Below are 17,525 nucleotides of genomic sequence, written 5' to 3' on the forward strand. Positions count from 1 at the left end.
TGTCAATGGCATCTCAATTTTCCCCAAAACGGGCAGGTCAAAAATCCCCAGTTTAGCGGTTTCGGTTGTCAGCCGGTTCAATGACTTGTTGTTCCATTCTTGGGTGGGCGGCCGCGCCGTTTCGGCGGCGGCGGTGGTGTGATGGGGGCGTTTGTGCGGGTGTGCTCTGAGATCATGACGGTCCTTTTCCTGGCCGTTTCAATAGTTATGCTTAACGTGATGTTTGACCCAAAAGCAGTCGAGACCAAGCTGATTTGAGACGGGTTTCCAGACGGTGGCCGGTTTCCTGCAGCGCCATCGGACACCATGGGAATGTCCGCTGAAACCTCCCTTGGCTGACATTCAGTGAACGGCAGATTTGTCCCGCAGCGGGGCATTGCTTACTATGAATTGCTGCACCTGATTGCGGATGGCCGCTCTGGGGACGTTACACCGCAGCGGTTCCACGATGGCGAATGTCTGGATTGGGCCGATCGTTTAGAGATTGAGATGTTTATCTTTCAAGGTGGCCCAGATTGTACTTTCGTTGATGTTTTAACTTACATCCTCTTTCGCTCGGCGCTTTTCCCAATCGGCAAACAGTGTGGCCATTGGGCGGGTGTCTGAGTTTACCTCCATCCGGTAGCCTCGGTTGGAGCGGACAGAATGCGTTCCCACGTGAACAAGCCGCCCTTGTTCCAAGAACTTACCAATAAAGGGTAGAAAGCCGATCGCAATGCCCCGCCTGTAGGCTGCCGCTTCGAGAGCTATGTGGGGCTCTTTCAGGACTTCGCCGCGTTCTGCAAAATCTGTCGGGGCGCCGATAGTAATCAGCCAATGACGCCAGGATGAGCGATCGCGGTAGTGGATGGGCGGCAGCGTTTCCTCCCAGAAGTTTCTGCCGGCCTGTACACCGGGTGCGGCAACCGCGATGGCGTCGGTGTCAAACAGCAGCTCTGCGCCGGATGCAGGGTGATCCAGTTCGGCCCAGATGATCGAGACATCCGCCAGACCGGCATCCGGCGGCCCGATCGTATGGATCAGATCCACCCTCAGACCGGGATGCTGCGCTCCGAACGAGCCGATCCGGGGCAGTAGCCATTGCGAGGACAGATAGGGCCCGACCGAGACCCGCAGCACCTCCTGGGTTGTCAATTTCCCGGTGATCTCTTTCTGCTCGTTCCAGATCAATGCTGTGGCCCCTGCCAGTTCGGCACCGTCCTGGGTGAGCCGGACTTCACGCACGCGGCGCTCGAACAGCCGTTTTCCAAGAGTGTCTTCCAGCGCCGTAGTGCGGTGGCTGACTGCCGAAGGCGTCACGTTCAGGGCCTGAGCCGCGCGGGAAAAGCTCAGGCTTTCGGCAGCTTAATGAAAATAGACCAGGGTACCCAGATAGGATGGGTCTTTGGGGTCGGGCAGCATGTGTGCTCCATATGTGAGCCAAGCTCAACCATCATATGTCGAATTGGAATTTGTCAAATGTATTCGCTGAGGACCTTATGGCGGAGAGGAAACCCGCGAGGAACAGTGTCCGGATGAACGAGCGGCAGATCTCACCATTGGATGTGCCCGCCGATCAAGTGGTGCCGGTCTACCGCGCCCTGAAGCGGCTGTTTGAGCTTCTCTATAGTGAAGATCTGCGCCTGACCCTGGATCTGAAGGCGGGTGAGGGCCTGCTGTTCGACAATCAACGGCTGCTGCATGGGCGGACCGGGTTTACGCCCGAGACGCCGCCGCGCGCGGTGCTGACATCTTCGGTCGATCTGGACGATTTCCACTCCAGCATGCGCCTGCTTCAGCGGTATCTGAACCCGGACGCTGTCCAGCTCAAGCTCTGCCACAATCTTCGTCAGCCGGGCATTCTCTTTCTCAAGGCTGTTCAGCTCCGACTGCCCATGCCGCCGAACCGTCGCCGCCAAGTGTAGCAGGTCGCATCGCTGACACCGGCACCACGGCACGCTGTGCGCACATCGCTGCCATCCGCCGGCTTCAGTTCAATCTCACGCAAAAACTTCAGGATGTCCTCGTCCGAATACCGTTCCTAAGCCATCTTCCGTCCCCTTTCTCGGCAAAAGTAGTGGCCCAGGTTTAGGGTGCAAAGACAACTGAACGGCCCCATTCTTACCTTAAACGCAAGATGCCAAAGTAGGCAAATTGGCACGGTCAAGATCTGAAATTGTCGGCATGAAAACCAACCTGGAGACACCTTAAATCAGCCGCAGACCTGTTCGGAAAACCGGGACCCCTTCAAACCGCGGACTCCCAGGCGAGCAGGCCAGCTGTCATCATCGGCCGCAAGCCATATTCCAGACTTCCGGTCTGCCGACCAAACTGCTTACATCATAAATGCTGTATTTCAGGATCGGAGGCCGAGCGCTACTTTGGCAGGGTATCCGAGCGGCATCAGCAGCGGGCTCTTGGTTTTATTGGCGGGCTTCTCACATTGGATGTGCGCGTCCATCAGGGTCTGCTGCTGAATTCTCTCTCAAGTTCGGTCAAAAATACTTGGTTCAGTTTTGGGAAGTTCGCACAGACTGATGATGCAACCGTGTTGCTTTTGGAAGCTGGAACGAGGCTTGTCGCCTATAGGTCCCTAGCCTCTGTTTAAATGTTTTTGTTGGTTTCACACACCCTTCTTCAAGCAGCCATTTACTCCTGCGCCCTGCTTGTCTGAAGGCCCAAAAACGCAAGCTTCTGACTAACGGTAGTTGTATGCCTAAGCAAACTTCGAACGCTGATCACTTGACATGGGCCCAGGCGGTTTTCCAGGCATTTGGCTGGACGTATGAGGAAATAGAAACCGCTGAGGCTTCTTATGAAAAGCTTCAAGCAATAGAGCGAAAGAAGGCGGAGCGGGAAGCCACACTGGCTGCTGCTTTCGAAAACCTTCAAGACAGCCTCAGCTTTGATACCAGCGAAAAAGATCTGAATGAGCTCAAAGCCGATTTTTTTGGGGGGGGCGTGAGCATCGAAAAAGCCGATCCTCAGATAGCAAAATTGCTCGATACACAGATCAAGCGTGCCCGGGTAGCGCTTACGGCGGAGAAAGAAGGTGTCGGCGCAATGGAGGATGGTGAAGAAAAAATGGCACTTCTCCGATCAGTTGCCATAGTGGATCGGTTGTTGGCGAAAGCGGAAGCAGAAGGCAAGCTGGGTCGGCAGGAAGCCGCCCAGACAACGCTTGCAGATGCAGAGGCAAAGACAGAAGATATCCGCAAGGCCCATCTGGCACTGAAGGCATCGGATGAAGAACCGCTGCTAGAGAACGCGGATGCCCTGGCCGCAGCGGTTGAGAAAGGCGCGGCAGCGTTGCGTAGCGCAGGGTTCGACGGACCCGCGTCACGGCTGACCGTGCAATGCGCTGCATTGATCGAGACGCGCTGCGCGTCAACAAAACCGGCCTGGAAGCCGTTGAACGAAGATGTCGACGTAGCCGTCAAATCTGCGGGTGAATTCAAGAAACTTTCCGGGTTCATCGAAAAGAACTGCATCAGTCTTGGCCACAAGGGGCTGCAGCAGATTGCGGACGGATTGCGCGCTGAACTAGAAAAAATCCGCACCGGAACAGCAAAACGGGTCCTGACCAGTCTGACGAATCTTGTGGCGCTCAAGATCAAAGCCGCAGAAGCAGACAAACAGGCAAACGCAGACCAGTGGACAGAAGCGCATCTCGTGGAACGCACGGAAAAACTACGTGATGCATTGAAAACACTCTTCCGCACGGAAGACAGCGAGGTGCCCCTGGAACGTGAAGATAAGAGTCAGGCGGAAAAGCGGGCTGAAGAATATCCCGGCCTGGCCCATGACGTCTATGTCAAAATCCCCCGCCGAAAAGACAAGAAAATTCCCCGCGCGACAATGGAAGCCTTGCTTGACGCGGTGAACACTCTGGACGGGCTCAAAGACGCTGGTGTCAAAGGCATTGAAGACATAGCAGCAGAGGAGCTACTGAAAGCAGAGGACCTGCTTGCGGGTATCCAAAACCAGACCGGCGAATACGACCAGATTAAAAGAGATCTGCCGAAGCTTGCCGAAAAAGTGGCCGACCTTGGTGGCGATACGTTCAAGAAGCAGTTTTACATCGAAGAGCGCCAACGGCTGTCAGAGGATATTGAAAGCCTTAAGGAAAGCTATCTTACGCAGAACATAATCAAGTCTCTGCAGGAGTTGAACGACCTGGACGCCGATCGCTACAAGCCGTTGAAGGAGAAAATCTGTCTGGCAGCTGCAAAGAAGAAACAGTTCGACAAATTAGCTTCCAAGGCAGAAGACCTCTTCTGCAAGATTGCAGACGTAATGAAAGGACTTGGTTTTGCTGACTGCCATCAGGATGTAAAGGGTAAAAGCAATGCGGTGATTTTCAGCGAACTCTGCAGCGAGGCCCGGAAACTGGCAGAAAATGCTCAGACAAAGGAAGAGTTGGATGATGCAATCGCGCGGATAACACAGGTTCTCTCCAATGCAAAAAAACAGTTCACCAACCTCAAGGATTATGCAGAGGAGTTAAAATTCAGTAATGAAAGCAGTGATGTGAAGAAGGCTTTCTTCGACCAGCTTGCTGCGGACTACAAACTCGGCCTGGATCGTGTTCAAAAGCAAGAAAAAGATGCCAGGAATTTTGAAAATGCGCTAAAGCCGCTGACACAGGAAATGGCTGCCCTGCAGCGTAAACTCCTGGATCCGCGACGCCTGGTGGACAAAAAACGCGGCTTTGAACGCGAAGATGTGGATACCTATAACAAAACCCGCCTTGCGGAGCTGAAGGCAGAGCTGGAGGAGCTCAAGCAGGATTGCGATGCCAACAGCAGCCATGCGGAAAACACCGGCAAGGTGCTGGCAGCCAAAGAGAAGCTGTCCTCCATCCGCGGAGATATCACTGGTTTTCGGGAGGACGTGGCAAAGGATCTCAAGAGCTTCTATGAAACCTGCAGCACCCGTTTGAAGGATGCGGCAGACTATATTCAGAACAAATTTTTCGATGCTGTCGCTGCCAAGCAAGGGGATGATCAGGCCGTGCTTGCGGCTGCAGCGCTCAAGAAATTTCTTGCGGCTGCAGCCGCACCGCTCTCATTGAACGGCCTGGAAGCGCAGGTGGCGGTCATATCCGACAAAAATGCGGAAATTCCGGCCCGGAAGGCCGCGCGTGAGAAAGCTCTCAGGCAGGTTCGCCCGCTGCTCGCAGAACTGAACGGTAACAAGGCGATTCAGCATTATATGAAGCATCCCTTTGATGATCTTCCCAACGGTTTGGGCCTGGCACGCAGGGAGTTGACCCAGCTTGAAGTCAAGCTGCTGCAGCTCGCATCCTGAAACCAGAGCAATTCGGCAGAGGCCGGGAAAGAGAATTGATATGGCATTTACTGACAAGCAGATTGAATGGCTCGAAACCGCACAGGGCAAGGCGGCTGACTTTGCAAAGGGATTCGAGGATGCCGCCAGGAAGGCAGCCGCACTGAGCGGAATTCTGGACAAGCTGGAGGCGGACAAAGAGGATATTCGCGCGGCGCAGCAGTTCAAAGTTACCCTGGCCCGCAACAGCAGGATATTCATTCTGCCCGGCAAGGGCGCGATGGATTGGATGACCGGGAACATGAAGACCGAGGTCGATACTTATGCGGATATTTCCCAAGCCGCCAAAATTGACCCCGAGGATGTCAAAGACCTGCATCTGGCAATGGAGAAAATCCTGAAGCGCCAGCAGGATATGCACGACGCAGGCGTTTTCAGCGACGAAGACATCACCCGGGAGCTATGGACGCCGCTGGTTCGCGAAGGGATTATCCCTTCCAACATCGTCCCGGACCGGTACAACGATTTCAAGCATATGTTCGATGGGGCTTCCGCCATTTACGAGGACAAACTGGCAGAGCACAGCGCCAGCGCATCCAAATGTGAGGCGGTCTTTGAAGGCATCGGGATAGACAAGGACACGATTTCACTGGCTGCCAGCATTGCTTCGGCGGGCATCACCTTTGGCAACCTTGATGTGACAGGGCGCAGCGTCGAGGACACCCGCAATATCCAGGCCAAGCAAGAGGTCCTGGGCGCCAAGCAGACCAGCACAGTTACGGATCTCAGGACAACTCTGAAGCTTCCCAAAGAAACATCGGATGTGGAAGTTCTGAAAGCAGCCGCCAGCGCAGGCGGCCATGATGCTGCCATCAAGGAATACAACAACCTTGCCACCGCCCGGAATGCGCTGTCGGATGAGCTGTTCAAGGACCCGCGCTGGGTGGCAGAACAGCGGGCCCTTTTGACGGCCTCGTCCGGTCTTCTGACGGCCGGCCTGACAGTCACCGAAAAGGCGATAACCTTTCACGAGGACCAGAAAAAAGACACGGCAAAGAAGCTCCAGTTTGCTTTACAGGTCGCGGATGAAATTGCCGCGAATGTTGTCAGTTCCGCCCTGAGTGCTGCAGCCCCTTCGGACAGGCAGCGCAGCAAGGACGGGAACACCAGCGAGAACCGGCAGGCCTTTGCCTATGCAAGCGGAGCGCTGGAAACTGCGATCAAAAGCAACCGGCTGGCTGAAAAGGTGCTGATGATCACGCAGGCCAAGACGCCGGAGGCAAGGGAAAAGGCTATTCTCACCACCGTGGCTTCCCTGGGCGATACCCTGGCCGCGGCGGTGGCAACTTCCAAGCAAATTGGCGGTACCGTCAGCTCCGGCAAAGACGATGAATCCGTCACGACCGAGGCAGATGAAAGCCAGAAATCCCGCGAATTGCCTGGCCCCTGGGGGGATCACGCCGAGTTTTCCGACGTGCTCTCGGAAAGCATCCGGGGGGCGTTCATAGCCGGTGCCAACATCAGCGGTGCGGTTAAGGCGCTAAAGGCCAAGCCAGAGCCCGACTATGCTGCTTTTGCTGTCGCCCTGACAGCCGGGATGGCCCATATCGGAACGGCCGCAGCTACAGGCAAGGGGCAGGACAGCCTCTATTCCCGCGAAGATCTGCTCAGCGATGCGGAGGTCGGGGATCTGTCGAAACTGACCACAGAAGAACTGCTGCAGCGCCGTATTGAGCTGTCCGGCTCAAGCTTCAACCGCACCGAAGACGAAGAAGCTCTCGCACCGTTTGGCCATGCCGGTTATCTCGTTGATATCAATTCCAGCATGCGCTCTATGGTCGAGGCGATGCAGGAAATGGAGAAGTCCCCCGAATACAGCGCAGCGGTCAAAGCCAATACACAGGCTGCCCTTGATAAGCTCGAAGCTGAGAAAACCAAAGACGCCCTCGAAGAGCTGAAGAAAAAGCTGCTCGACCCCAAAGAGAAAGAGGCGTTCTTCAAAGAACTGGAAGAAGGCGCGGATGAAGAGGTCAAGCGCCTGGAAGCGGTAATCGAAGCAGCCAGCCCGCCCGATGATCCAAACGACAAGGAAGCTGTCAAGAAATCCCTAGCAGCCGTCGATGCCCTGATCGCAGACATCAAGGCGTCTGAAATGAAATACAAGCTGATCGAAACCATTGCCAAGGGCGGCACAAAAATCCTGACCAGGATTTTCCCGGTGACGGGCCTTGCAGATGCGATCCGGCAGCTCACCTTCGATGCAATTGCTTTGGGCCGTAAAGCGGTTGAAGTCGGTAAATGGCGCAAGAATGCAGCCATGGCGGCAAGCAGCAGTTCGATTTATGCTGAGGCCATCGAGGAGCGGCTCTACAATGCCAAGGTCCAGATCAGCCAGAAAACTTTGAACACCTTTTTTTCGGTTCTGGGTGTTGCCGCAGAAGGCGCGCGGCTGGGGGATGCCACCGGCGCAGCCACGGGCATCAGCGCAGCAACGTCTTTGGGCAAGGCCCTGTCTGATTTCGGCTACAAGATGCATGACAGGGCCCGGATTAGAAACGGCTGGAAAAAATACCTTGAGGCACGCGCCAACCCCTGCAACCGCAAGGCCGCTCTGGCTGCGATCGGGGGCAATTCGACGCTGGCCAAATGCGTGCTCGCCTACGGGATCGTGGAAGATCAGGATCCGATTGCCCGCCAGGTCGGGCGCAACTGCGGCCTGACACCAGAGGTGCTTGCCTCGGACAGCGATGTCTGCGCCGCGGTGGTCAAATACTTTGAGACGATGTTCAGCGAGGATCCGGTGGTGCTGCGCAGGGTGCCCAGCACCGAGAACTGGCATCCTGGTGTTCCGGACCTGACCTTGAAGTCCTGGCTCAAGTTCAAGCAGGCCGCTGCGACCCGTGCTTATCCGCGGCTGGCCAAGGACAGTTGCCTTACCCCGGATATCGATGCCGCACTCAAGGAGCTGCACAAGCTCTGCGGCGGGGATCCCTTCAACTACCCGGCGGTCCGGGATGGCACGATCGCGGCTGATCCGGATGGTCAAAAGCAGTTTTCCCAGGATGTCGAAGCACAGCTCAAGAAGCTGTCCGCCGCGCTCCAAGCATATAAGCCCAAGACTTCCGAACCGGACAACCCGGATGACCAGAAGTGGCAGGCTGGAATGACTCACCACGAGATGGAAGCAGTGATTGACGCGCTGCAGGCGCAGGCAGCCCTGATCCTGCGTGATGTGAAACTGGATGTTTGAAAATTGGCCCGGCCGGAAAAGACGGTCAGGGCGCCTGCTGTGGCAACAGCCGATACGGAGATGCATTAATGGATAGTGCACAGATTGAAGAGCTTGGGGCGAAATTCAAGCTCGCAAAAAGCAAAACCCTGAATTTCGCCTTTGCTGCAGGGTTGGGCAGAAAGGAAGACGCCTGTGCGCTGCACAAGGTCAAACAGGCCGATAAGCTTCGCAGAGAGGTCAAGCGCGAGGCCGGCAGCAATAAAACCATCTGCGGCCTGGCAGAGGTTGCAGGCCAGACCCTGAATCTCAAATGCGAGGAAATCCCAAAGAAGTCTGTTGCGCGCCAGCTCCGCGATTTTCTGCGTGCCAATGGCCTTCTGCGCAGGGTGCAGGTCTTTGACATGCAGGGAACGCTGCTCATCGATGATGAGTCGCTGGATGGTGCGGAAGTGGATGAAACCGGTACCGATGATGATACCACCGGGCTGGAAGATGCGGATGATACTTCAGGCTCCGGTCGGCCGCAGGATACCGCACAGCCGGATTCACCCGCTGCTCCCGCGCTGGACAGCAGTACGCTTGAGGAACTCAAGCAGAAATACAAAGTTCTGGTGCGCCAGGTTAAAGTGCTTTTGGACCAGCAGCCGGATCAGAAAGTAGCCTTTACCAATGCGCTTAGCACAATCGGTAAGCTGCTGAAGAAGGAGGACGTGCACAAAGCCCGAGACGGTATGGTCAAACTGAGTGAAGCGCTGAAAAAAAACGCTGCAGCTTCCAAGCCTGACAGAGTGGGCAACGATGGCATCAGTGCGTCGGTGAAGAAATTGATCGCGCTGCGCAAGGATATTGAGGCGGACTTTTCCAACCTGCTGAAGGAGCTTTCTAAATATCCGGATGCGCGGATCCGCCAAATTGGCGACGAAGGGCACCAGAAGGTTTTCGGCGGCCCAGGTGGGTTGCTGGACGGTTTAGATACAGATCTATTCGCTGCAGTTGCGACCTGGAACAAAGCCACTGGCGATGAACGCAGAAAAGCTGCTCTGGAGGTCAAACGCCTGACGGAAAAACTGACAGAGCACTTAGCCGACAATGATATTGTCCGGCTTATTGAAAACAATCCCTTCGGAGTCTCGCTGCAGATAACCATGCCCCTAAATGCGGCGCTTCATGATATCGGCGGCCAAATTTCCAGCTGATCCAACCGGCTTCCTTTAGAGGTCCAGAAAACCGGCGAGCTAGCTAAGTAACACTTTCTGCAGCGAGCGTCCCACTTCATAGACTGATGATGTAAAGAGGGCAGCTCTCCTTCTTATTTCAATAGGTTTTTTCATGAAAGCTCAATCTTTTCGCCGCCGGAGTTGCTCAATTGTCTTCGTCCAGAAATTGAGCACTTGGTTGGGGCTAGCTCTTGCGACTGCACTGGAGCTGACGGTGTCTGTGCAGGCAGAGGAAGCCCCCGTTAGGCTCTATCTCGGGGCTATTAATGATCCGTTTCTTGGGATGAGTGAACGTTATGGCAACCTGGCGTTTAATTCTGTGGCAACAAGTTATAGGCAGGAGATGGGCGATTTCACCGTCGGTATCACCGCAGCGGAGCTAAAACACGGCAGCGATAGCACCATTCCAGCTTATGAATTGTTCTACAGCTTCGCCCAAGAAACCTGGCAGCTTGGCTTGGCTAAGAAGCTACGCAACTGGGGCCCTTCACAGTACACTTCGCTGTTTCTGTCGCGCAATGCGCCCGCGATGCCGTCGGCCTATATCGCCAAGCCAGAGGCCACTGCTTTTGATATGCCGTTATTGGACTGGCTGGGCCCTTGGGATGGAGAATACTTCATAGGGGCCACCGAAGATGCCCTGTTTACTGGTATGCGCTTTGCCATCCAACCAGTCCAGGGGCTTGATATCGAGTTCCTTCGGACTGCGCAATTCGGCAGACAGGGGTTTTCGAACAACCTTGGTAATTTCTGGGATGTACTGATCGGAAACACCAACGAGGGTTCTACGAGCGAAGCAAATCAGTTGGCGGGTGTGAGCGTGTCATACGGCTTTCCGAACTGGGATAATACGCTTCGCGTCTATGGACAATTCGCAGGTGAGGACGAGGCGGGCGGCCTGCCATCCTGCTGGTTCTACATGGCAGGGATTGAATTTGAGACTCGTCTGTTCGGCACCCCCACAAACATGGCTCTGGAAACCGTGGACAGCCGAACCAATTCGTCTAAAAATGGTTTTTGTGGTCCGAATCAGGCCTATAATAACGCCTTCTATTCCTATGCTAACAAAGGTGTAGTGCTGGGCGCCGCCGTCGGTACACAAGGACAAACCACGAATCTCTATATTAGCCACGAGTTTGCCGAGTTCACGCTCGATTGGAGCCTAGGGCACTATGTGGTCAATGATACTTCGGATCCTGATCACTGGCTCAGCTCGACCCGGGCCAAAGGTCTGCTGGCGACGATCGCGATCAGTAAACAGTTCGATCGGTTGCGTGTGGACGGCATCATTGCCTATCAGGGGTTCGATCTGAACTCAGGCGACATGAAAAAGGGCCTGCGCACGGGTGTTGGGATTAGTGTTGCATTCTGAAGAATAGACCTCTGTGGGCCTATCGTGCTTCAGGGGCTCCGATGGTCGCCGCAGAAGTGTATCTAACTGTGTCAACCGCAATCAGAACTTCTGCTTGACGACCTTAAGACGTAAGCGGCGTCTGGAGGGCACCGGCCTTTCAACTTGACGGCTGGAAATTCCAGGGGAGGAGTTCGCCGAGCCTGCTGGCAGGGTGACCTGCAGCGATGGCTTCGAGGGTGGCCTTGAGGTAGGCGAAGGGCTCGACGCCATTGATCTTTGCTGTGGTGATGAGCGAAGCGATGCGGCCCCAGGCTCGGCCGCCTTCATCATGGCCGGCGAATAGCGCGTTCTTTCTTGTTAGGGCGATAGGGCGGATCAGGTTCTCGACAGCATTGGAGTCGATCTCGACGCGGTCGTCGTGGAGGAAGGTCTGCAGCCTGTCCCACTGCCAGTTACGGCCAGCTTCTCTCCGAGACGTGACTTTGAGGAGATCCAGCGGTGCTGGCTCTGCAGCCATTCTCCGAATTCGGCGACCAGCGGCGCGGTGCGGATCTGCCGGGCCGACAGCCGCTGGCCGGGACCCATACCGCGGATCTCACCCTCTATGCGGTAGAACTCCGCAATCCGGCCATGTGTTAGTGGCAGCCGTATTCTCCCCAGAAGTGGCAATTGAAAATTCCCCACCCGGCAGCGGCAGGGGCAATTCCAAACTCCAAATATTTGGAATTGGCGCTGTCGCGAGAGACAGGCCTGATGCTCTGATTATCGAGAGACAGGGGCAATCAGGTGAAGGGATTGAGGGAGATCGTTTTGATCCACGATTTACGAAGACAGGGGCTGAGTATCTCGGCCATCGCGCGCAAGGTTGGCTCTGACCGCAAGACCGTGCGTAAATATCTGGAACAGGGTTTGGAAGCGCCGAGCTATAGCCCGCGCCCGCTGCAAGGCAGCGTGCTGGATCCGTACCGTGATTATCTGGAAGGGAGGGTTCGGGCCTTCCCTGATCTCTCGGCCCGGCGCTTGCTGCGCGAGATCAAGTCCATGGGGTATGAGGGCAGCTATTCGACGCTGAAGCCGTTTTTGCGCGAGCTGCGTCCGCCCCGGCGCCCGCCCTTTGCGCAGCGGTTTGAAACGCCATCAGGTCGTCAGGCGCAGGTGGATTTTGCCGAGTTCAAGGTTGAATTCACGGACGAGCCGGGTGTGATCCGGAAAGTCTGGCTGTTCAGTTTCGTTCTTGGTCACTCACGCTGGCTCTGGGGCCGGTTTGTGTCCAGCCAGAACCTTCAGACGGTTCTCCGCTGCACCATCGCCGCCTTTGCGGCGATGGGTGGGGTGCCAGAAGAGATCCTGTATGACCGGATGAAGACCGCCGTGATTGGTGAGGATGTGCCTAGGCAACACTCATCTGGAGGTAAAGAGCGTTTGGGGCGTATGACCAAGGCAGGCCAGGCCGATATCCGACGCCTTCTGATCATTGGCGCAATGTCTCGCCTGAATTGGCTTGGGGTGCGCTCGGTTACCGAGGGTAGCTAGCTGTCACGCATGTTGGCGCGCAAGCCCAAGATGCTGGTCGCGATCGCTCTGGCCAACAAAATGGCGCGCCAAATCTGGGCGATGCTGACGAAACGCGAGGATTACAAAGATCCGGAACTTGCAAGCTTGGCATGATGCTCATGTAAATCTGCGAGGACCGGTGGGGAGTGTAAGAAGACGATGACATGAATGGGCGAAATGATCGAACAGATCTGGATCAGGAAAACCAGTTAGTCGCTGCGAGCAAAGAGCTCGAAGGTTAGATTTGAACCTGATCCGCTGATCACCATCCCGGCCTGCGGCTTCTGAAAATGCCGCGAAGAGAGGCCTTACAGAAGTTCGCACTCGATCACAGACCTGGGAAGTCAGAAACTTCTTGCACTTAAGGCGGCAACCACAGAAGTGATTACATCGGCGCAAGATCGCTGCTCAACAGCCTCCCGACGGTTGACTGGCTGCTTGGGGACCGTGGCTATGACGCTGACTGGTTCCGGGACGCGTAGAAAGACAAAGGCATACGCGCGTGCATCCCCGGCAGAAAGCAACGCAGGACAGCGGTCAAATACGACAAGCGTCGATACAAGCGGCGTAACAGGATCGAGATCATGTTCGGCAGGCTCAAGGTTTGAAAATAAGCTGAAACGGCAGCCTGTAACACTGGCGGCCTGTAGCCCGCTTTGTTTCCTTGCTCCGGCTGGTGAAGCAGGGGCGGTTCCGGCGGCGCTCAGCGCAGTTCCCGGACAGCGGCCGACTGGGAATAAGGAATTTGCTTGGCTGATGCGCAAAATACCTTTGTTTTGCGCATTTGACACGGAGCCCATCTGAAACCAAAGGCGGCGTCACAGATGCCGGAGAAAGCCCCTACGATGGCGAAACCGGGGAGGAAGACCTGTGGTTCTTGCCCTGACCGCCGGAGGTTGAGCCGGACTTTCTGCCGCCGCTGCCGCGTGCCGAACCGGATGAGCGGGCGCAGGTCGCCGGGTGGGAACAGGCGCAGGCTGCGGAGACTCTGCATCTGGCGCAGGTGGCGGCGCGGTTCGGGGCGCTGGATGAGCGGTTGCGGCGCGGGCGCGAAGGCTGGCGCCACAAGCTGGCGCTTCTCGAGGCGTCCGGGCTCAGCTGGCTGTCCGGGGACCGGATCTCTCCCGACAGGCTGGGGCTGTGGTCCGGGGGCGGATATTGCCGGGTTTCTTGGCCGCCACGACGCCCGCGGCGAAGATCCCCTGTCCGGCAGGATCGCCGGGTGGAATGCCATCATGAAAGCCGCATCCGCCCTGCCCCCGCTTGTCCTCGCGTGCTATGCCTTTCACCTCTGGCCGCTGGCGGGAATCGGCCCCGAGGGGGATGTTCTGGAAGGCGCCGTGGTTGCGGCGCGCATGTCAGTCGGCGAAGGGCAGGGCGGTGCGCTTTTTGCGCCGGTGCTAATGAGCGAGGCAAGCGGGCTTCGCGGCGGCGGAGAGCCGCGGGAGCGGCTGCACCGCTGGCTGCTGGCGGTGGCCAGGGGATCCTCCGCGCGATGCGCCACCTCGATCAGCTAGACCAGTGGGAGAGCGGCGCCCGCACCGGCACCAAATCACTGTCGGGCCGCACTCCGCCGCGATTGATCGAGGTGTTCCGCAGCTGGCCGCTGGTGACAGCCCCGCTGGCCGAAGAGCTGAGCGGCGCCAGCCGGGCGGCGGTGCAAAGAAACATTGCCTGGTTTGAGGCTCAGAACCTGGTGCAGGAGGTGACAAGGCAGGGGCGGTTCCGCGTTTGCGGGCGTGCTTGAGCGGCGCAGCCTGAGTTGGGGGTGGGCAGACCGTATCCGGCTGCACCGGGTGTCGATCGCCGGTGCGCCGCTTAGGATCAATGCCCATGAGCCAGATCCTCCCGATCGCGTTCAGATCAACTGGTCCACTTCATTTGATGACGGGCATTGTCTGACATCAGCACCTGTGGGCCTGATTGAGGGATTTTCATAGCGAAAGGTTTCTGGCTCATCTGAACCGTCAAGGAGTGAAGATGAGACGGAAAGCTGGAACCGACAACCGACGGCCGATCGGGTCGTCAAAGACACCCGCGGCAAGACGCGCAAGCACCATTCGGCTGAGGAGAAGATCCGCATTGTGCTGGAGGGGCGTGACGAGGAAAGCATCGCCGCGCTCTGCCGTCGCGAAGGGATTGCCACGAGCCTGTACTATTCCTGGTCGAAGAATGTCCGGGATGTGAACAGGCATGCATGTTTGGATGCCCCCTTCTATGCAAGTGTTTTCTGACCTTCTGAGTTTATGATCGGGTACGGTCATGTTTCAGGCTTCTCAATTGCGGCTATCACATGCCACGGGCCGGTATGGTGATGCGCGGATCGGAGGCCTTTTCAAAATTGTGAGCTCAGGCTCGTTGCATGCCACAGGCTTTCCCGTTCCGGATCTTGTCGATCATTTGCTCATACGGGTCATTGTGCTCCTCACATCGCCGACGCTCCAGCAGGCTCGGTCAACAAACCGCGCCAGCTGGATCTCGGTAGTCTTCATTTCGTACGAGCATGACCCACACCATCCTGGCCATCTTGTTGGCCAAGGCGATTGCAACCAGCATACGCGGTTTACGGGCCAGCATGCACGAGAGCCAGGAACCAGGCCTGCCGCCATCGCGCCCTCGCCAGCAAACAACGGACATGGCTCCTACAATCAGCAAGCGCGGGATGTCCCGCTGCCCCATCTTCGAGGTGCGGCCAAGTTTTTGTTTTCCTCCGCTGGAGTGCTGCCGGGGGACAAGCCCGAGCCAGGCTGAGAAGTCGAGTCCCCGGCGGAACTCATGCATGTCAGGTGCAAAGGCGGAGATCGCCATCGCACAGATCGGTCCGATTCCGGGCATCGTCTGTAGCTTGCGCGCGACATCACTTTCCTTCGCCGCCGCCGTATTACGCCCGTTCAGCGTGTCGATTTCGGCACTGAGCCCGGCGATCCGGTCGAGATGGAGCCGACCCATGTCACGGACGAGGTCGGGAAGATATTCATCTTCTTCGAAGCGCGAGGCGAGACGGTCGATATTGCCGTTTCCCTTACCCAGCACGATGCCATGTTCAGCAAGATGCCCACGGAGCGCATTGACCAACTGGGTGCGCTGTCGGACAAGCGAATCACGGGTTCGGAAAAGCATGGCCCGCGCCTGCTGTTCGGCGGTCTTCACCGCTACGTTGCGCATCGTCGGACGCAGGGCGGCTTCGGCGATGGCTTCCGCATCGGCCGCATCGTTTTTCTGCCGCTTCACAAACGGCTTCACATAAATCGGCGGGATGAGCCGAACATCATGGCCGTGCCGTGCTAACTCGCGGCCCCAGTAATGCGCGGTACCGCAAGCTTCCATCACCACAATGCACCGAGGTAAGGCCGCTATGAACTTCGCGAACTGGAGCCGGGACAACTTCTTGCGGAACAGGACACGTTCATCCTCCGCAGCTCCGTGAACCTGAAGAACCTGCTTTGCCAGGTCGACGCCGACGATGCTAACCTCATCCATGGGTGCCTCCTCTTTCTATGGTGACTTCAACATCACCATCTTGGCACATTGCGATGCCGTCGGGTGGGGGCATCCACCCCATCAATTTTGGATCTGGCGCAAATTTGGTGCAGCTCTTAGGTGCGTGACACCATATTTCGGTAGTCTTTGAGGAGGTTGCCGATGGCATCATGGCTTTCGCGAGGAAATTTTCTGTCGGCAGGGCAAAAGGCGGATCAGGCTGAGCTTGCTGGCAACATGATCCGGATCCACGTTCGTTCTTCGGAGGCATCGGCGGCTTGTCCGCACTCTGGCATGGTGTCACGCCACGTCCACAGTAAGTATCGGCGCCGACCGGCCGATCTCCCCACCCATGGCCGGGTGGTTGAACTGGTTTTGCTGGTGCGCCGCTTTCGCTGCCGAGCTGCACGTTGTCCTACCAAGATTTTCGCCGAGCGATCTCCACTTGCGGTCACCCGGCCGCATGCGCGGCGCACCTCTCGCCTGCAGGGACTGGTGCGCTACCTCGGCCTTGCTTTCGGTGGACGCCCCGCGCAGGCGCTTGCCAGACGGCTTCTGCTGCCAGTGAGCAAGGACGCTTTCTTGCTCAGTGTTCGGGCTGCGACTGAGGAAACTGTCGTGCAACCCCGGGTGGTCGGCATCGACGACTGGGCATGGCACAAGGGACAGCGCTACGGCACGCTGATCTGCGACCTCGAACGGCGGCAAGTCATCGATCTGCTGCCCGACCGCGAGCCCGCCACCTTGGAATCGTGGCTCCGCGCGCGGCCCGGAATCGAGGTTGTTGCCCGCGACCGTAATGGTGGCTATGGCGATGCTGTCGCACGTGCCCTGCCGAAAGCGCTTCAGGTCGCCGATCGCTGGCATCTGCTGGAGAATGCAAGCGCCGCCTTCCTAGCCGCCGTGCAGCGGAGCATGCCCGCCATCCGCAAGGCGATTGGGGCAAAGACTCTCGATCCGAAGCTGCTGACGGCAGCGGAGAAGGTTCAATTTGAGGGATTTCAACGGCGTCAGCAGACTAACCGAATGGTTCGCAGGATGGCCGACGATGGTACTCCCATCAAACGGATTGTGCGCCTGACCGGGCTGAGCCGCGGCTTGGTCCGCCAGATCATCCGAGGGGAGCGCGAAGACGTTTTTCGCATTCGCGAGAGCAGCCTGACTCCTTGGTTGCCGCGGCTGGAACGGGAATGGGCTAAGACCGTTGGCGGGATATCCCAGACCGTCTATCGCGGCGTCGAACGGGGGCGGTCGCGCTTCATCCTGACGCTCGCCGCTGGAAATCTCGCCCGGCTGCCCCGGTTGCTGGCGGCATGAGGCTGTATGAGGTAGCCACAAGCCTGCTTCCAGCCGCCCGATCCGGAAGGGAGACCACCCCCTCAGAGAGAACAGCGTCCCGCTGGCCTGACTAATTCAGCGG

General features: G+C 57.2%; 12 protein-coding genes and 3 pseudogenes. 11 read left to right on the forward strand and 4 right to left on the reverse strand.

The window, feature by feature from the left end:
• Positions 1–534: 534 nt before the first annotated feature.
• Positions 535–1,332: a LysR family transcriptional regulator gene (locus tag AC58NV_RS22995; protein WP_497229249.1), complete on the reverse strand. Its 798-nt coding sequence runs from the start codon at positions 1,330–1,332 to the stop codon at positions 535–537.
• A 182-nt stretch (positions 1,333–1,514) separates the two neighbouring features.
• Between AC58NV_RS22995 and AC58NV_RS23000 the strand changes: the two genes are divergently transcribed.
• Positions 1,515–1,904 carry a TauD/TfdA family dioxygenase gene (locus AC58NV_RS23000; RefSeq protein WP_497229238.1) on the forward strand — a complete coding sequence of 130 codons (390 nt, stop codon included), beginning with the start codon at positions 1,515–1,517 and terminating at the stop codon, positions 1,902–1,904.
• On the opposite strand, the gene AC58NV_RS23005 is transcribed toward AC58NV_RS23000, so the two are convergent.
• Positions 1,859–1,987 carry a transposase gene (locus AC58NV_RS23005; protein WP_497229239.1) on the reverse strand — a complete coding sequence of 43 codons (129 nt, stop codon included), beginning with the start codon at positions 1,985–1,987 and terminating at the stop codon, positions 1,859–1,861. The two genes, AC58NV_RS23000 and AC58NV_RS23005, sit on opposite strands and share 46 nt — an antisense overlap.
• A gap of 704 nt (positions 1,988–2,691) precedes the next feature.
• Here AC58NV_RS23005 and AC58NV_RS23010 point away from each other — a divergent pair.
• The 4 genes from AC58NV_RS23010 (at position 2,692) to AC58NV_RS23025 (ending at position 11,089) form a co-directional block, all read left to right on the forward strand.
• Positions 2,692–5,289, forward strand: a complete 2,598-nt coding sequence (locus AC58NV_RS23010) for a hypothetical protein (protein WP_497229240.1) — start codon at positions 2,692–2,694, stop codon at positions 5,287–5,289.
• A gap of 40 nt (positions 5,290–5,329) precedes the next feature.
• Positions 5,330–8,518 carry a hypothetical protein gene (locus AC58NV_RS23015; protein ID WP_497229241.1) on the forward strand — a complete coding sequence of 1,063 codons (3,189 nt, stop codon included), beginning with the start codon at positions 5,330–5,332 and terminating at the stop codon, positions 8,516–8,518.
• Between the two features lie 68 nt (positions 8,519–8,586).
• The gene (locus tag AC58NV_RS23020; RefSeq protein WP_497229242.1) at positions 8,587–9,696 is read left to right on the forward strand and encodes a hypothetical protein; all 1,110 of its coding nucleotides are present in this window, start codon (positions 8,587–8,589) and stop codon (positions 9,694–9,696) included.
• A gap of 133 nt (positions 9,697–9,829) precedes the next feature.
• A complete protein-coding gene (locus AC58NV_RS23025; protein WP_497229243.1) occupies positions 9,830–11,089 on the forward strand; it encodes a capsule assembly Wzi family protein in 1,260 nt (419 codons plus the stop codon).
• Positions 11,090–11,228: 139 nt separating this feature from the next.
• Here AC58NV_RS23025 and AC58NV_RS23030 read toward each other — a convergent pair.
• Positions 11,229–11,698 (reverse strand): annotated as a pseudogene (locus AC58NV_RS23030) (IS66 family transposase); the annotation flags it as partial.
• 159 nt (positions 11,699–11,857) lie between these two features.
• On the opposite strand from AC58NV_RS23030, the gene istA reads away from it, so the two are divergent.
• From istA to AC58NV_RS23055, 5 genes and pseudogenes are all read left to right on the forward strand, one after another.
• On the forward strand, positions 11,858–12,604 hold the full coding sequence (gene istA / locus AC58NV_RS23035) for an IS21 family transposase (RefSeq protein ID WP_497229244.1): 747 nt from the start codon (positions 11,858–11,860) through the stop codon (positions 12,602–12,604).
• 401 nt (positions 12,605–13,005) lie between these two features.
• Positions 13,006–13,227, forward strand: a pseudogene (locus AC58NV_RS23040) (transposase); the annotation flags it as partial.
• A gap of 633 nt (positions 13,228–13,860) precedes the next feature.
• Positions 13,861–14,142, forward strand: a complete 282-nt coding sequence (locus AC58NV_RS23045) for a hypothetical protein (protein WP_497229245.1) — start codon at positions 13,861–13,863, stop codon at positions 14,140–14,142.
• Positions 14,121–14,372, forward strand: coding sequence for a hypothetical protein (locus AC58NV_RS23050; RefSeq protein ID WP_497229246.1), 252 nt, complete (start codon positions 14,121–14,123; stop codon positions 14,370–14,372). The genes AC58NV_RS23045 and AC58NV_RS23050 overlap by 22 nt, the downstream gene beginning before the upstream one ends.
• A gap of 265 nt (positions 14,373–14,637) precedes the next feature.
• Positions 14,638–14,817 (forward strand): annotated as a pseudogene (locus AC58NV_RS23055) (transposase); the annotation flags it as partial.
• A 262-nt stretch (positions 14,818–15,079) separates the two neighbouring features.
• On the opposite strand, the gene AC58NV_RS23060 reads toward AC58NV_RS23055, so the two are convergent.
• A complete protein-coding gene (locus AC58NV_RS23060; RefSeq protein WP_497229247.1) occupies positions 15,080–16,105 on the reverse strand; it encodes an IS110 family RNA-guided transposase in 1,026 nt (341 codons plus the stop codon).
• Positions 16,106–16,267: 162 nt separating this feature from the next.
• Between AC58NV_RS23060 and AC58NV_RS23065 the strand changes: the two genes are divergently transcribed.
• Positions 16,268–17,422 (forward strand): ISL3 family transposase, encoded by a 1,155-nt coding sequence (locus tag AC58NV_RS23065; protein ID WP_497229248.1) that lies wholly within the window; start codon positions 16,268–16,270, stop codon positions 17,420–17,422.
• Positions 17,423–17,525 lie beyond the last annotated feature (103 nt).

The sequence above is a fragment of the Leisingera sp. ANG49 genome, from assembly GCF_059694505.1.

Bases quoted from the DNA above. Each gene is read 5' to 3' on its own strand.
- AC58NV_RS23000 (WP_497229238.1), top strand. From the start codon at position 1,515: ATGAACGAGCGGCAGATCTCACCATTGGATGTGCCCGCCGATCAAGTG.
- AC58NV_RS23010 (WP_497229240.1), top strand. From the start codon at position 2,692: ATGCCTAAGCAAACTTCGAACGCTGATCACTTGACATGGGCCCAGGCG.
- AC58NV_RS23015 (WP_497229241.1), top strand. From the start codon at position 5,330: ATGGCATTTACTGACAAGCAGATTGAATGGCTCGAAACCGCACAGGGC.
- AC58NV_RS23020 (WP_497229242.1), top strand. From the start codon at position 8,587: ATGGATAGTGCACAGATTGAAGAGCTTGGGGCGAAATTCAAGCTCGCA.
- AC58NV_RS23025 (WP_497229243.1), top strand. From the start codon at position 9,830: ATGAAAGCTCAATCTTTTCGCCGCCGGAGTTGCTCAATTGTCTTCGTC.
- AC58NV_RS23045 (WP_497229245.1), top strand. From the start codon at position 13,861: ATGAAAGCCGCATCCGCCCTGCCCCCGCTTGTCCTCGCGTGCTATGCC.
- AC58NV_RS23050 (WP_497229246.1), top strand. From the start codon at position 14,121: ATGCGCCACCTCGATCAGCTAGACCAGTGGGAGAGCGGCGCCCGCACC.
- AC58NV_RS23060 (WP_497229247.1), bottom strand. From the start codon at position 16,105: ATGGATGAGGTTAGCATCGTCGGCGTCGACCTGGCAAAGCAGGTTCTT.
- AC58NV_RS23065 (WP_497229248.1), top strand. From the start codon at position 16,268: ATGGCATCATGGCTTTCGCGAGGAAATTTTCTGTCGGCAGGGCAAAAG.